This window comes from Janthinobacterium kumbetense, assembly GCF_023703445.1.
Taxonomy (GTDB): domain Bacteria; phylum Pseudomonadota; class Gammaproteobacteria; order Burkholderiales; family Burkholderiaceae_D; genus Janthinobacterium; species Janthinobacterium kumbetense.
This window is the reverse complement of sequence record NZ_JAMQGR010000003.1, coordinates 196,507-210,046: the sequence shown is the minus strand read 5'-3', so window position 1 is coordinate 210,046 and position 13,540 is coordinate 196,507. Positions and strand designations below refer to the sequence as shown.

Genomic DNA, 13,540 nt, shown 5'->3' with positions numbered 1-13,540 from the left:
GCAATCATCCAGACAATCCGTCTTGCGGACTGTGGGATATGAAGACGCTGAAGGCAGCGCTTTATCGTGCCGAGATGTGCATGCTTCTGCATGGCCCGGCGATATATCTAGCAGAAACTGCTATGTATCATGGTGGCGGGTAACGACCGCAACGCCTATGCCGCTAAGCACAGGGACATGCTCGATGCATGCCCTCGTGGGAGCGATTCCCACATAAGAGAGCTTCATTCTATGCCTGATATCGACGTTTGCAAGTGGTTCGTTTCGTCAAGTGCGCTTTTCGTAGTACACAGATTGCGACCGGCGCGGACTGGGCTGGTGCTACTGGCATTGACCGGCAGCGTTGCAGCCCGGACAAAGGCTCCGATAGCTAGTCAATATAATTTGTCTTTGGGGGCCGCTTGCTTGATAAGCGCATCCGTGAGGCGCAGTATATACTTAGACATGGTGCCCTCCTGTTCCGCCATCCCGGCTGAATTCCCCGCTGACCAGCGTTAATCTTGGCGTCTGCGGCGGCTCTCCCTTGCCGCTGACGGCATCGATGTAGTCGGCCCAATCCTGCATCATCTTGCGCCGTTCCGCCAGGAACTGCGCCCGGTCATAGGCACTGGCCACCTTATCCTTCGGTGCATGCGCCAGTTGCCGGTCCACGACTTCATGCCGGTAGCCCAGGCGTTCCTTGATGGTGCTCATGGCCAGCGCCCGGAAGCCGTGGCCGGTCATCTTTCCCTTGTATCCCATGCGTCCAAGCGCCACCAGTATCGTGTTATTGCTGATCGGCTTTTCGTGGTCGCGCTGATTCGGGAACAGGTACTTGCTGCGGCCCGTGATCGCGTGCAGTTCGCGCAGCAGCTCCAGCGCCTGGCGCGACAGGCAGACGTGATGGTTGGTCATATCCGGATTGACGGTCAGCTTGCCGCGCTTCATGCGCTGCCATGGAATGATCCACTCGCCGCGTTCCAGGTCGATTTCACTCCAAGGCGTCTCGATCAACTCGCTGGTACGCACAAAGCACAGCAGCATCAGCCGCAGCGCAATGCGCGTCGGCGCGAACATGCGTGCTTCGTTGCGGTCCAGAATGGCCAGAAACTTCGGCAGTTCATCGGTTTCAATGGCGGCGAAGTGTCCGGCACGGACGGTCTTCAACACATCCTTCATATCGGTGACCAGATTACTCTCTGTGAATCCGCATTGAATCGCGTAGCTGAAAATTGACGCACATACCGCTTTCTGGCGATGGGCGATTTCGCTTGCGCCGCGCTCCTCGATCTTGCGCAGTGCAGCGATTACATCGAGGTGCTTGAGTTCATCGATGGGCCTGCGGCCGATGGCCGGGAAGATATCTGCCTCCAGCCGTTGCAGGACGTTCTTGGCGGTGCGCTCGCTCCAGGTCGGCACCTTGTTGGCGTGCCACTCGCGGGCAATCTTTTCAAATGTGTTGGCGGCGCGCTCTTTCAACAGCCGCTTGGCATCATCGCGGTGCTTTCCGGGATCGATCCCTTGCAGCATCAGGCGGCGGGTCTCCAGGCGCTTTTCGCGAGCATGCTGCAGCGTGATTTCCGGATATGGGCCGAAGGTCAGCAAGTTGTCCTTGCCGTTGGCCTGTCGGAACTTGAAGCGCCAGATGCGCGAACCGCTTGGCGTCACCTCGATATACAAGCCGTCGCCATCAAACAGTTTGTACAACTTCTCGCGTGGCTTGGCGTTCCTGATACGAGCGTCAGTCAGCGGAGCAATGATCTTGGGCATGATGCACCTCCACGTCAACGTGTTGAAAGAACACTATAGACAAGATGGCGCAAATTAAAAGAGTAGACGATCAAAGGTATGGTGCCGATCCCGCATCACCTACCCTAAAAAAAGCGCAATGCATTGAAATGGGCTGACACGGCCTGAGACGCCGAAAAACGAAAAAACCGCTTAGAATCAAGCCCTAAGCGGTTTTTGAGGGACTTCCTGAGACGTCCTGATCTTACTTAATTACTATCCGTGGCGGAGAGAGGGGGATTCGAACCCCCGATAGGCTATGAACCTATACACGCTTTCCAGGCGTGCGACTTCAACCACTCATCCACCTCTCCTGCAGGCAATGCGTCGACTTGCTCGCATTGCGTACTATTTCTCGCTTGTCGCGAAGCCGCAGATTATAGCAAAGATTCTACGGACTGCCAAAGTTATTTACCGTGGGGTAAAAGTTAAATCACACAACGACAAGCCGCGGCCCAATACAGGCAGTGGTCGGCCCCCGCAGGGACCGACCTTTCATTACGACGCTTCCTTCAACTGCTCCAGGATGGCCGGGTTTTCCAGGGTCGAGACGTCTTGCGTGATCGTCTCGCCCTTGGCCAGCACGCGCAGCAGGCGGCGCATGATTTTGCCGGAGCGGGTTTTCGGCAGGTTGTCGCCGAAACGGATTTCCTTCGGCTTCGCGATCGGGCCGATTTCCTTGCCGACCCAGTTGCGTAGCTCCAGGGCCAGCTTCTTCGCTTCCTCGCCTGTCGGACGCGCTTGCTTGAGCACAACGAAGGCGCAGATCGATTCGCCTGTCGTGTCGTCCGGACGGCCTACCACGGCTGCCTCGGCCACCAGCGGGTTGGCCACCAGGGCCGATTCGATTTCCATCGTGCCCATGCGGTGGCCCGACACGTTCAGCACGTCATCGATGCGGCCCGTGATGGTGAAGTAGCCCGTGTCCTTGTTGCGGATGGCGCCGTCGCCTGCCAGGTACATCTTGCCGCCCAGTTCTTCCGGGAAGTAGCTGGACTTGAAACGCTCGGGGTTGTTCCAGATCGTGCGGATCATCGATGGCCATGGGCGCTTCACCACCAGGATGCCGCCCTGGCCGTTCGGCACGTCCTGGCCCGCTTCGTCGACGATGGCGGCCATGATGCCCGGCAATGGCAGGGTGCAGGAACCGGGGACCATCGGCGTCGCGCCCGGCAACGGGGTGATCATGTGGCCACCCGTCTCCGTTTGCCAGAAGGTATCGACGATCGGGCATTTCTCGCCGCCGATATGCTTGTAGTACCACATCCACGCTTCCGGATTGATCGGCTCGCCGACCGTGCCCAGCAAACGCAGGCTGGTCAGGTCGTAGTTGCCTGGATGGACTTTCGGGTCCACGTCGGCTGCCTTGATCAGCGAACGGATGGCCGTTGGCGCTGTGTAGAAAATGCTGACGTTGTGTTTTTTGATGGTTTCCCAGAAACGGCCCGCGTTCGGGTAAGTCGGGATGCCTTCGAACACCACTTGCGTGGCGCCCACGGCCATCGGGCCATACGCGATGTAGCTGTGGCCCGTCACCCAGCCGATGTCGGCCGTGCACCAGAACACGTCGTCAGGCTTGATGTCGAAACTCCACTTCATCGTCAGCGCGGCCCACAGCAGGTAGCCGCCGCTCGAATGCTGCACGCCCTTCGGCGTGCCCGTCGAGCCGGAGGTGTACAAGATGAACAATGGATGCTCGGCATCGACCCATTCCGGTTCGCATTGCGCGCTCTGGCCTGCGACCAGGTCGTGCAGCCATGTGTCGCGGCCAGCCACCATCGGCAAGTCGCTGCCCGTGCGTTTATACACGATGACGTTTTTCACGGTATCGCAGCCGCCCAGCGCCAGCGCTTCGTCGACGATGGATTTCAATGGCAACTTCTTGCCGCCGCGCAATTGCTCGTCGCCCGTGATGACGGCCACGGCGCCCGCGTCGATGATGCGTTCCTGCAAGGATTTTGCGGAAAAGCCGCCGAACACGACGGAGTGGGTGGCGCCGATGCGCGCGCAGGCTTGCATGGCGGCAACCCCTTCGACGGACATCGACATATAGATGATGACGCGGTCGCCCTTGGCGATGCCCTTGGATTTCAGGCCGTTGGCGAACTTGCAGACTTTTTCGTGCAGTTCTTTATAGGTTGCCTTGGTAACGGTGCCGTCGTCCGCTTCGAAGATGATGGCCGTCTTGTCGCCCCGGCCATTTTCGATGTTGCGGTCCAGGCAGTTGTACGACACGTTCAGCTGGCCGTCTTCGAACCATTTGTAGAACGGGGCATTGTCTTCGTTCAGGGTGCGGGTGAACGGCTTTTTCCAGCTCAGGTTTTCGCGCGCCAGTCTGGCCCAGAAGCCTTCGTAGTCGGTTTCCGCCTCTTTCACCATGGCGTGGTACGCGGCCATACCGGAAATGGTGGCTTGTGCGGCAAAGGCCGCCGATGGTTCAAATACGCGCGACTCTTCTGGTCCTTGCTGCTGCGTGCCCTGTCCTTGGTTTTCTGTAGCGGCCATGCTTGTCTCCAGTGTAGTAATTGTTTGCTAACACGATAAGCGCCATGTCTTACGGACGCCTTACATTGCGCATTTTCTGCAGCGTTTTCCTCCGTCAAGGCTAACCATAAGCGCCTTCGGCGATGGGCGTCAAGGGGACGCCGTACAGTATTTTCACTGGGAAAATGCCTGGCGCGCCGAAGCTTCAATACCACTTTGTGTTTCATCAAACCCAATAATACAGAGCAAGGCCATGCGCAGTAATCGACAGCAAGTGTAAAATGTCGGGCATGCCAAAAATTGGTATTTACTCCCCCAGGAACCCCTACATGATCGACCACCTACCACCGTCTGCCAAACATACCAAGCTGCATCCATTGTCCGCCTTCATCTTCATGTCGCGCTGGCTGCAGTTGCCGCTGTACCTGGGCCTGATCCTCGCACAATGCGTGTATGTCTTCCATTTCTGGGTGGAATTATCTGACCTGATCGGCGCCGTGTTCGGCAATGATGCAGCCCTGCAGCACGTACTGACGGCCGTCGCCGTGCCCGGCAGCGCCCTGCCGACCAAGCTGAACGAAGCGACCATCATGCTGGTGGTATTAGGCCTGATCGACGTGGTCATGATTTCGAACCTGTTGATCATGGTCATTATTGGCGGCTACGAAACCTTCGTTTCGCGCATGCACCTCGATGACCACCCAGACCAGCCGGAATGGTTGTCGCATGTAAATGCTTCCGTGCTGAAGACGAAATTGGCGATGGCCATCATCGGCATCTCGTCCATCCACCTGCTGAAGACTTTCATCAATGCCAACTCCTACAAGATGGAAGTGATCATCGCGCAGACGGTGATCCACATGGTCTTCATTATTTCCGCCATGGCGATCGCGTACACCGACCGCATCATGACGGTGACACAGAATCAAGCACGACCGCATTAAACCCAAAGCCCATGACTGCCAGCAGCGGCCATGGGCTTTGTCACTCCAATGCAGTAACTAGTATTAGTAAAGAGTCTTACCCTTCTTATCTACCGCGAGAACACCATGACTGTCATAAAGCAAGAAGACCTGATCGAATCCGTCGCCGCAGCGTTGCAGTACATTAGCTACTACCACCCTGCTGATTACATCGAACACCTGGCGCGCGCCTATGCGGCCGAGCAAAGCCCGGCGGCAAAAGATGCGATCGCGCAAATCCTGACCAACTCGCGCATGTGCGCGGAAGGCAAGCGTCCTATTTGCCAGGACACGGGTATCGTCAACGTCTTCCTGAAAATCGGCATGGGTGTGCGCTTCGAAGGTTTCAGCGGCACGGTTACCGACGCCGTCAACGAAGGCGTGCGCCGCGCGTACAACTTCGACGACAACAAGCTACGCGCCTCCATCGTGGCCGACCCGCATTTCGACCGCAAGAACACCAAGGACAACACGCCAGCCGTCGTGCACATGGAATTGGTTGAAGGCAATACCGTCGACGTGAAAGTGGCTGCCAAGGGCGGCGGTTCGGAAAACAAGTCGAAGATGATCATGATGAACCCGTCCGACTCGCTGGTGGACTGGGTCATGAAGACCGTGCCGACCATGGGCGCCGGCTGGTGCCCGCCTGGCATGCTGGGCATCGGCATCGGCGGCACGGCCGAAAAAGCCATGCTGATGGCAAAAGAGGTGTTGATGGAAGACATCGACATGTTTGAGCTGAAACAACGCGGCCCACAAAATAAACTGGAAGAATTGCGTATCGAGCTGTGCGACAAGATCAACTCGCTGGGCATCGGCGCGCAAGGCCTGGGCGGCCTGACGACCGTGCTCGACGTCAAGATCATGATGCACCCGACGCATGCCGCGTCGAAGCCCGTCGCCATGATCCCGAACTGCGCCGCCACGCGCCACGGCCACTTCGTGCTGGACGGCTCGGGCCCTGCCTACATGGAACCGCCATCGCTGTCGTCGTGGCCGGAAGTGCACTGGACGCCGGACACGGAAAAATCCAAGCGCGTCGACCTGAACACCCTGACGAAGGAAGAAGTCGCTTCGTGGACGCCGGGCCAGACCTTGCTGTTGAACGGCAAGATGCTGACGGGCCGCGACGCCGCACACAAGCGCATCCAGGACATGCTGGCCAAGGGCGAAGAGTTGCCGGTCGACTTCAAGAACCGCGTAATTTACTACGTCGGCCCCGTCGACCCTGTGCGCGACGAAGTGGTCGGCCCGGCCGGCCCGACGACCGCCACCCGCATGGACAAGTTCACCGACATGATGCTGGAACAGACGGGCTTGATCGCCATGATCGGCAAGGCCGAACGCGGTCCCATCGCCATCGAATCGATCCAGAAACACCAATCGGCCTACCTGATGGCCGTGGGCGGTTCCGCCTACCTGGTGTCGAAAGCCATCAAGGGTGCGAAAGTGCTGGGCTTTGCCGACATGGGCATGGAAGCCATCTACGAATTCGACGTCGTCGACATGCCGGTGACGGTGGCCGTGGACTCGAAAGGCACCTCCGTGCACAACACGGGCCCGAAAGAGTGGCAGGCGAAGATCGAGCAACTCAATAGCGTCAGCAAGATTCCCGTGACGGTCGCTTAAACAAGCACTACCATTAACGCCGCGCGGCAACACAGCGCGGCGTTTTTTTTTATCTTCTTCGGCTTTATATGACTTCTATTGCAAGCAATGCCCGCCCGGACGCCCCCATCGGCATTTTTGACTCCGGCGTGGGCGGCCTGTCGGTACTGCGCCATATCCGCGCGCAGCTGCCGCAGGAAGACCTGATCTACTTTGCCGATTCCGGCTATGCCCCGTATGGCGACAAGACGGAACAGCAAGTGATCGACCGTTCGCTGGCGATCACCGCCTTTTTATTGCAGCAAGGCGCGAAGGCGCTGGTCGTGGCCTGCAACACGGCCACCATCGCCGCCATCAAGGCGCTACGCGCGCGCTACCCCGACCTGCCCATCGTCGGCGTCGAACCGGGCTTGAAACCGGCGGCAGGCATCAGCCGCAACGGCAAGATCGCCGTGCTGGCCACGGAACGCGCCTTGCGCGGCGACAAACTGCTGGCCTTGCGCGAGCAGGTGAGCGCCGCCACGGGCGCCACGTTCATCTTGCAGCCGTGCATCGGCCTGGCCGACCGCATCGAGCAATGCGAGCTGGGCACCGATCCGCTGGACGCCACCAGCGCCATGCTCGAGCGCTACATCGCCCCCATGCTGGAACAAGGCGTCGACACCTTGGTGCTGGGCTGCACGCACTACCTGTTCGTGCAGGACGCCATCGAACGCACGGTGCGCGCCCACACGCGGGAAACGATCACCCTGGTGGACACGGGCGACGCGGTGGCGCGCCAGCTGGCCCGCCTGCTCGATGCAGCAAGCTTGCGCCGCATCAACAACGACGCGCCACGACTGCAAGGCTACACGACGGCCAAGGTCGAGTCCCTGGCGAAAGCCTTCGCCGGTTTGCTGGACTTGCAGCCGCCCGTCGAACACCTGTCCGTGTGAGCTGGGTGAGCAAAAGCGACCGTTTTCATGCAATCTTTCGATTCTTTAAAAAAGACTGCATTTAGATTTGCCACTTTGCCGAGTTCTTTGTATAATTCGGCACCTGTTCAGCAAAACAGCTAAACAGGTAAGTAAGACAGTGGTGGCTGTAGCTCAGTTGGTAGAGTCCAGGATTGTGATTCCTGTTGTCGTGGGTTCGAGCCCCATCAGCCACCCCACAGAATAATGAAGAGCCCGGTTTTCGAACCGGGCTTTTTCTATTCCGGCGCCGCTTTTCTTCATTCTCCGATACCGGCCCCGGTATCGCTTCCTGCAAAAAATTCATTAGTGCAAATTTGACCATCGCCCTACTCTGGGGTGCGGCCTGGACCGCCCCATAAAAACAGTACGGAGACAACGATGAAGCAAATCCTGACAGCACTGTGCCTGATGTTCTGCGCCCATGCGCACGCGATCAACCTGACGGGGGTGCCGAACGCGCACGACCCCGGCACCCTCACGCGCGACGGCGACACGTATTTCAATTTCACCACGGGCGACGGCATCTGGTATTCCACCTCGACGGATCTGCTGAAATGGTCGGCCGGCCCCGGGCCCGTGTTCAGCACGCCGCCGGCCTGGATCGCCAATAAGATCCCCAACTTCAGCGGCTCGTACTGGGCGCCCGACGTGATCCACATGAATGGCTACTATTATCTGTACTACTCGGTATCCACCTTCGGCACCTCCGTGTCGGCCATCGGCGTGGCCCGCTCGGCCTCGCTGAAAAACCCCAACTGGACGGACCTGGGCATCGTCGTGCAATCGTATGGGGGCGGCGCGGAAATCAATGCCATCGACCCGGCCCTGTTCCGCGATCATGACGGCAAGGTCTACATGTCGTACGGCTCGTTCTTTGGCGGCATCGGCGTGACGGAAATCAACCAGGCCACGGGCAAGACGAGCGGCAACGTCACCACCATCCTCGGTGGCGGCGGCAAGGATATCGAAGCGCCCTACATCACGCACGACGGCGAGTATTACTATCTGTTCGTCAACCGCGGCAAATGCTGCCAGGGCGCGGCCAGCACGTATTACGTGGAAGTGCAGCGCGCCAGCAGCGTGACGGGGCCGTACAGCGGCACGCGCACGCTGCTGCCTAACCTCGATGGCAAATACAAGGGACCGGGCCATATCGGCATGCTCAAGCAGGATGGCTGCAACTACACCTCGATCCACTACTACGACGTCAATGACAATGGCGCGGCCAAGCTCGATATTTTGAAGATGACATATGACAGCGGCTGGCCCAGCCTGACGCGCAATTTCTCTGTCGCCAGCTGCGGCGGCATCTCGGACGGCCCCACGGTGCTACGCTCGCGCCTGAGCGGCAAGGCGCTGGCCGTGGCGGGTGCCGGCACGGCGAATGGCGCACTGGTGCAGCAGCAAACCTATACGGGAGCAAAACACCAGCAATGGTATGTGGTAGGACACGGCGATGGCTACTATAGCCTGATCAATGCGAACAGCCTGCTGGGCCTGGACGACTACAACAATTCGACCATGGCCGGCACGAATATCGCCCAATGGAGCTACTGGGGCGGACTGGGCCAGCAATGGCGCTTCGCCAGCCCCGCGTCCGGCTACCAGACAATTACCAACCGCTACAGCAACCTGACCCTGGACGTCCTGAACCTGAGCACGTTGGAAAACGCGCAAATCATCCAGTGGAACCTGACCAATGCGAATAATCAGCAGTGGTCGCTGAGCCGGCCCTAACAGACGAACAGTATCCCGGCAGCATGGCACTGCCGGGGCGTCCTCTCAGCGGGCGGGGAGCAGGCCCAGCAAAAACTCGCGCGCCCGCGCTGAACTTGGCGAGCGCGACGAAGGATGCTGGATGCGATAGCAATCCCTGTGGTCCAGCGGGAACTGCCACAATTGCGCATTCGGTATGCCATCCTCGACGTAATCGCAGCCCAGCGCCTTGCCCTGCGCATCGCGGGCCAGCGGAAAGAAATCGCGCCGATGTCCGGCCGTGGCGCTGCCATTGGCAAAGATGATGATCTCGGGCTGAAAGAAAGCGATTTGTACATCCAGCAGCAGTTTGGAGTACTTCTTGATGACCTCAAAATGCCGACATTTGACGGGACTACCTTTATTCCACGCCATGCACAGCAGATTGGCATAGATCAAGCCATCACTGCCCGAACGCCGGGCCACCGCGCGCGTGAAATTATGAAAGGCACGGCCCTTGATATCCGCGCGTGACAATTGCTGCGCAAAATAAGCCTGATGCACGGCCATCGACCGCTCGACATAGTACTCCAGCGAACTAAAACGCTCCCCTAGCGGCAACACATTCCATTGCCGCGTTTCGCAGCCCACGATCATGATGCGCTGCCGGGCCTCCAGCCAGTTGGGCGGAATACTGGGGAGAAAGAGACCCGAGAGCTTTTCCGCATCGGCATGCGGCGCATGGCGATGCAGCAAGGCCGTATCAAAATCGGCCAGTACGCCCAGATAGCGGCTGGCCAGGTCGGTGCTTGCAGCTTGCTGCGGGGAATGCATGGTCATTGCGTGCCTGTGTCCGGATGCCCGGGGATGGGCCGCAAACCATAGCACACATTTCAGCCCGCCAGCACCGACTGCACCGTCGTCGCCAGGTCTTCCAGGCGCACGGGTTTCACGAGGAAGTGGCGAAAGCCCACGGCCAGCGCGTCGTCCATGTACATGGGCAGGCTGTGGCCGGTGACGGCGATCAGCACGGCGTTGGCCGTTTCGGGGTTGTGGTGCAGGCGGCGGCCGATTTCGATGCCGCTGATGCCGGGCATTTCGATGTCGAGGTAGACGGCGTCGGGCACGCACAGCTTGACTTGCTCGACGGCCATCTGCCAGTTGCGCACCACCACCGCGTGGTGGCCCAGCGCTTCGAGCAGCATGGCCAGCGATTCGCCCACTTCCTGGTTGTCGTCGACCACCAGCAGATTCAATTTGCGCGCAGCACTTGCCGGCTGGTCGCCCTGGCGGCGTTCCACGGGGGGATTGCCTGGTGTCGTTTCAGTTGTCTGGCTCATTGTACGTTCACGTCTGACGGCTGCAAAAACGGGAGTATACAAGAAGCGCGCACAATGCCGCCGCACCCGAGCACTGGTGCCAAGCGGCAATCAAGACCACCCGCTGTACCGCGCCAGCAACACTTCCCCACCCTGCGGGCGGGCATACCGCCACTACGCAATATTCGCAATTGACGGATAAAATGAGAATCATTATCATTCTTATCCCCTTGCGCAGGATGCCCACGCCACGATGTTGTCGCGCCGCCCAAAATGCCCGCGCAACCATTGTCCCTACGGAGATCCATGCATGGCCGCCACACTTTCCCCACTGCCTTTTTCGCTGCGCCCGTGCGCGCTGGCCATCGCCCTCGCTTGCCTGGGCACGTCCCTTGCCGCGCAGGCACAGGACGCCAATACGGCCAGTGCCGCCAATGACGCCGGCCCCATCCTGGAATCCATCCAGGTCAGCAGCAACCTGCTGGGCACGAGCATGGCCGCCAGCACGAAGAATTTCGCGGGCGCCCGCACGGTGGTGCAAAAGGATGACATCGAAAACTCGGGCGCGACCAGCCTCAGCGACGTGATGCGCCGCATTCCCGGCGTGCAGATCAGCGACAACTCGGGCAGCGCCGGCAGCGCCATTTCCCTGAATATCGGCGTGCGCGGCCTGGCTGGACGCTATTCGCCGCGCAGCACGGTCTTGCTCGATGGCATCCCGATGTCGGTCGCGCCGTATGGCCAGCCGCAACTGTCGTTCGCGCCCGTCAGCCTGGCCAATGTGGAAACGGTCGACGTGGTACGCGGCGGCGGCGCCGTGCGCTTCGGCCCGCAGAACGTAGGCGGCATCATCAACTTCAAGACGCGCCGCGTGCCTACCACGCCAGGCATCACGGGCGACGCCACCGTACGCTACAACTCGTACAGCGAAGTGGGCCACAACACCCAGGCCAGCGTGTTTGCCGGCACCCAGCTCGACAGCGGCCTGGGCCTGGCCGTGCTGTATTCCGGCATCCGCGGCAGCGACTGGCGCGTGGGCAGCGATGAGAAGGTCAACGACTTCGCCCTCAAATTCCGCTACGACCTGAGCCCGACGGCCGAGGTGTACGGCAAGCTGTCCTACTATGACGTGACGTCGCGCACGCCGGGCGGCCTGACTGCCGCGCAATACAAGCAGGACCCGTTCCAGAACACGCGCCCCACCGACTTCTGGAGCGGCGAGCGCAAGGCCTTCGACATCGGCTACCTGAATGCCATTTCCGGCACGCAAGAATTCGAGGTGCGCGCCTATTACAACAAGAGCTCGCGCGAAAGCACGCTGATCAGCGGAAAAAACCTGGGCCACCAGCCGCGCAACTATGAAACGACGGCCATCGAACCGCGCTACACGCAGCGCTTCACGACCGGCAAGGTGTCGCAGGACGTCACCGTCGGCTACCGCTATCTGGTCGAACGGGCCGATGAAAGCATCTACAACGTCGTCATCGCCAGCGGCGTGCAGCAGGCGCCGACGCGCTTCGCCGACAACTCCACCGATGCGCAAGCCGTGTATATCGACGACAAGATCGCCATCGACGCCTGGCGCATCACGCCGGGCGTACGCTACGAGCACATCAAGACGGTGCGCTTCAACCACTTGCCGACCGACCAGAAGATCGAGTTGCTCAACAACAAAGCCCTGCCCTCGCTGAACGTGGCCTACTTGCTCAACAACAACGTCACCCTGTTCGGCAACTACAACAGCTCGTTTGGCGCCGTGCAAAATACGCAGCTCAATGCACAGTCGAGCAAGAACCCGCTGCAGCCGGAACTGGCGAAAACCGCCGAGCTGGGCGCGCGCTGGAAGAGCGGCCAGCTATCTGCCGAAGCGACCTTGTTCAACATCAAGTTCGACAACCAGATCCAGTCCGTCGGCAGCGGCGAGAACGTCGTCTTCTACAACGTGGGCGCCACGCATCACCGGGGCCTGGAATCGGCCGTCGACTACCACTTCGACCAATCCGGCCCGCTGGCCGGCTTGAACGCCTACGCCACCTACACCTATACCAAGGCCACCTTGCAGGATGGCGTGAACGCGGGCAATGACGTGCCCTTCTATTCGCGCACTACGGACACCGTCGGCGCCCACTACCAGCTGGGCGCCTGGGGCTTCGACCTGTCGAGCAGCCACCAGAGCCGCCAGTTCTCCGACGAGGCCAACACCGTGGCGGAAAACCCGGCCGGCAGCGTGGGCGTCATTCCCGGCTTCCGCACGTGGAACACGCAAGTGAAATGGAAAGTACCGGGCCAGAACGGCCTGGAACTGGTTGCCGGCGTCAACAACCTCGCCGACAAGCGCTATTTCACGCGCACCTCGGACGGCAACCTGGGCAAGCTGGTGGGCGCGCCGCGCATGGTTTACCTGCAAGGACGGCTGGCGTTCTAGTCCCGCGCACGTCGCGGCTATGGCATCAATAGCCGGACCCGCACGCGGGCGGCACGCAAAAAACCTGCATCGTTGTTGTTTCGATGCAGGTTTTTTTACGTCCCGATGTCACAAAAATACTCCGGGGCAAGCAGCCTCAGGGCCGCGCTCACCCTGCGGCAGCACTGCAATTGGTTCACCATGGAAATTAATGCAATTTTGAACACAAATGATTTCACAATTACAAATATTTTTATCGTGCAGCAGTTTTTTTCGTGAGTTTTAGTGATATTCTTTAAATGTCATTTAGGAAATTAAATTAACTTTTAAATAATAGAACGGACC

Annotated in this window: 9 protein-coding genes and 2 tRNA genes; 6 read left to right on the top strand and 5 right to left on the bottom strand. The window is 59.5% G+C overall.

The annotated features are described in order from the left end of the window. Positions 1-438: 438 nt before the first annotated feature. The 3 genes from NCG91_RS11815 to acs form a co-directional block, all read right to left on the bottom strand. Positions 439-1,749, bottom strand: a complete 1,311-nt coding sequence (locus tag NCG91_RS11815) for a tyrosine-type recombinase/integrase (RefSeq protein ID WP_251349831.1) — start codon at positions 1,747-1,749, stop codon at positions 439-441. A 241-nt stretch (positions 1,750-1,990) separates the two neighbouring features. Beyond that, positions 1,991-2,081, bottom strand: a tRNA-Ser gene (locus tag NCG91_RS11810). Between the two features lie 184 nt (positions 2,082-2,265). Continuing rightward, positions 2,266-4,272, bottom strand: a complete 2,007-nt coding sequence (gene acs, locus NCG91_RS11805) for an acetate--CoA ligase (RefSeq protein WP_251349830.1) — start codon at positions 4,270-4,272, stop codon at positions 2,266-2,268. A 308-nt stretch (positions 4,273-4,580) separates the two neighbouring features. On the opposite strand from acs, the gene NCG91_RS11800 reads away from it, so the two are divergent. The 5 genes from NCG91_RS11800 to NCG91_RS11780 all read left to right on the top strand — a co-directional run bounded on the left by NCG91_RS11800 (position 4,581) and on the right by NCG91_RS11780 (position 9,514). Continuing rightward, the gene (locus tag NCG91_RS11800) at positions 4,581-5,195 is read left to right on the top strand and encodes a YqhA family protein (RefSeq protein ID WP_077400355.1); all 615 of its coding nucleotides are present in this window, start codon (positions 4,581-4,583) and stop codon (positions 5,193-5,195) included. A 105-nt stretch (positions 5,196-5,300) separates the two neighbouring features. Beyond that, positions 5,301-6,842 carry a fumarate hydratase gene (locus tag NCG91_RS11795; protein WP_251349829.1) on the top strand — a complete coding sequence of 514 codons (1,542 nt, stop codon included), beginning with the start codon at positions 5,301-5,303 and terminating at the stop codon, positions 6,840-6,842. Between the two features lie 68 nt (positions 6,843-6,910). Then, the gene (gene murI, locus NCG91_RS11790; protein WP_251349828.1) at positions 6,911-7,756 is read left to right on the top strand and encodes a glutamate racemase; all 846 of its coding nucleotides are present in this window, start codon (positions 6,911-6,913) and stop codon (positions 7,754-7,756) included. Between the two features lie 142 nt (positions 7,757-7,898). Beyond that, positions 7,899-7,974: transfer RNA gene (locus tag NCG91_RS11785), tRNA-His, on the top strand. A gap of 181 nt (positions 7,975-8,155) precedes the next feature. Continuing rightward, positions 8,156-9,514: a family 43 glycosylhydrolase gene (locus NCG91_RS11780; protein ID WP_251349827.1), complete on the top strand. Its 1,359-nt coding sequence runs from the start codon at positions 8,156-8,158 to the stop codon at positions 9,512-9,514. A gap of 45 nt (positions 9,515-9,559) precedes the next feature. Here NCG91_RS11780 and NCG91_RS11775 read toward each other — a convergent pair whose 3' ends face one another. Then, the gene (locus NCG91_RS11775) at positions 9,560-10,312 is read right to left on the bottom strand and encodes a hypothetical protein (protein WP_251349826.1); all 753 of its coding nucleotides are present in this window, start codon (positions 10,310-10,312) and stop codon (positions 9,560-9,562) included. Positions 10,313-10,365: 53 nt separating this feature from the next. After that, positions 10,366-10,812, bottom strand: coding sequence for a response regulator (locus NCG91_RS11770; protein ID WP_099665282.1), 447 nt, complete (start codon positions 10,810-10,812; stop codon positions 10,366-10,368). A 289-nt stretch (positions 10,813-11,101) separates the two neighbouring features. Between NCG91_RS11770 and NCG91_RS11765 the strand changes: the two genes are divergently transcribed. Then, positions 11,102-13,216 (top strand): TonB-dependent receptor family protein, encoded by a 2,115-nt coding sequence (locus tag NCG91_RS11765; protein WP_251349825.1) that lies wholly within the window; start codon positions 11,102-11,104, stop codon positions 13,214-13,216. The last annotated feature ends 324 nt before the right edge of the window (positions 13,217-13,540 follow it).

Coding starts and splice junctions, on each gene's coding strand:
- NCG91_RS11770 (WP_099665282.1), bottom strand. CDS start 10,812: ATGAGCCAGACAACTGAAACGACACCAGGCAATCCCCCCGTGGAACGC.
- murI (WP_251349828.1), top strand. CDS start 6,911: ATGACTTCTATTGCAAGCAATGCCCGCCCGGACGCCCCCATCGGCATT.
- NCG91_RS11800 (WP_077400355.1), top strand. CDS start 4,581: ATGATCGACCACCTACCACCGTCTGCCAAACATACCAAGCTGCATCCA.
- NCG91_RS11815 (WP_251349831.1), bottom strand. CDS start 1,749: ATGCCCAAGATCATTGCTCCGCTGACTGACGCTCGTATCAGGAACGCC.
- acs (WP_251349830.1), bottom strand. CDS start 4,272: ATGGCCGCTACAGAAAACCAAGGACAGGGCACGCAGCAGCAAGGACCA.
- NCG91_RS11795 (WP_251349829.1), top strand. CDS start 5,301: ATGACTGTCATAAAGCAAGAAGACCTGATCGAATCCGTCGCCGCAGCG.
- NCG91_RS11780 (WP_251349827.1), top strand. CDS start 8,156: ATGAAGCAAATCCTGACAGCACTGTGCCTGATGTTCTGCGCCCATGCG.
- NCG91_RS11765 (WP_251349825.1), top strand. CDS start 11,102: ATGGCCGCCACACTTTCCCCACTGCCTTTTTCGCTGCGCCCGTGCGCG.
- NCG91_RS11775 (WP_251349826.1), bottom strand. CDS start 10,312: ATGACCATGCATTCCCCGCAGCAAGCTGCAAGCACCGACCTGGCCAGC.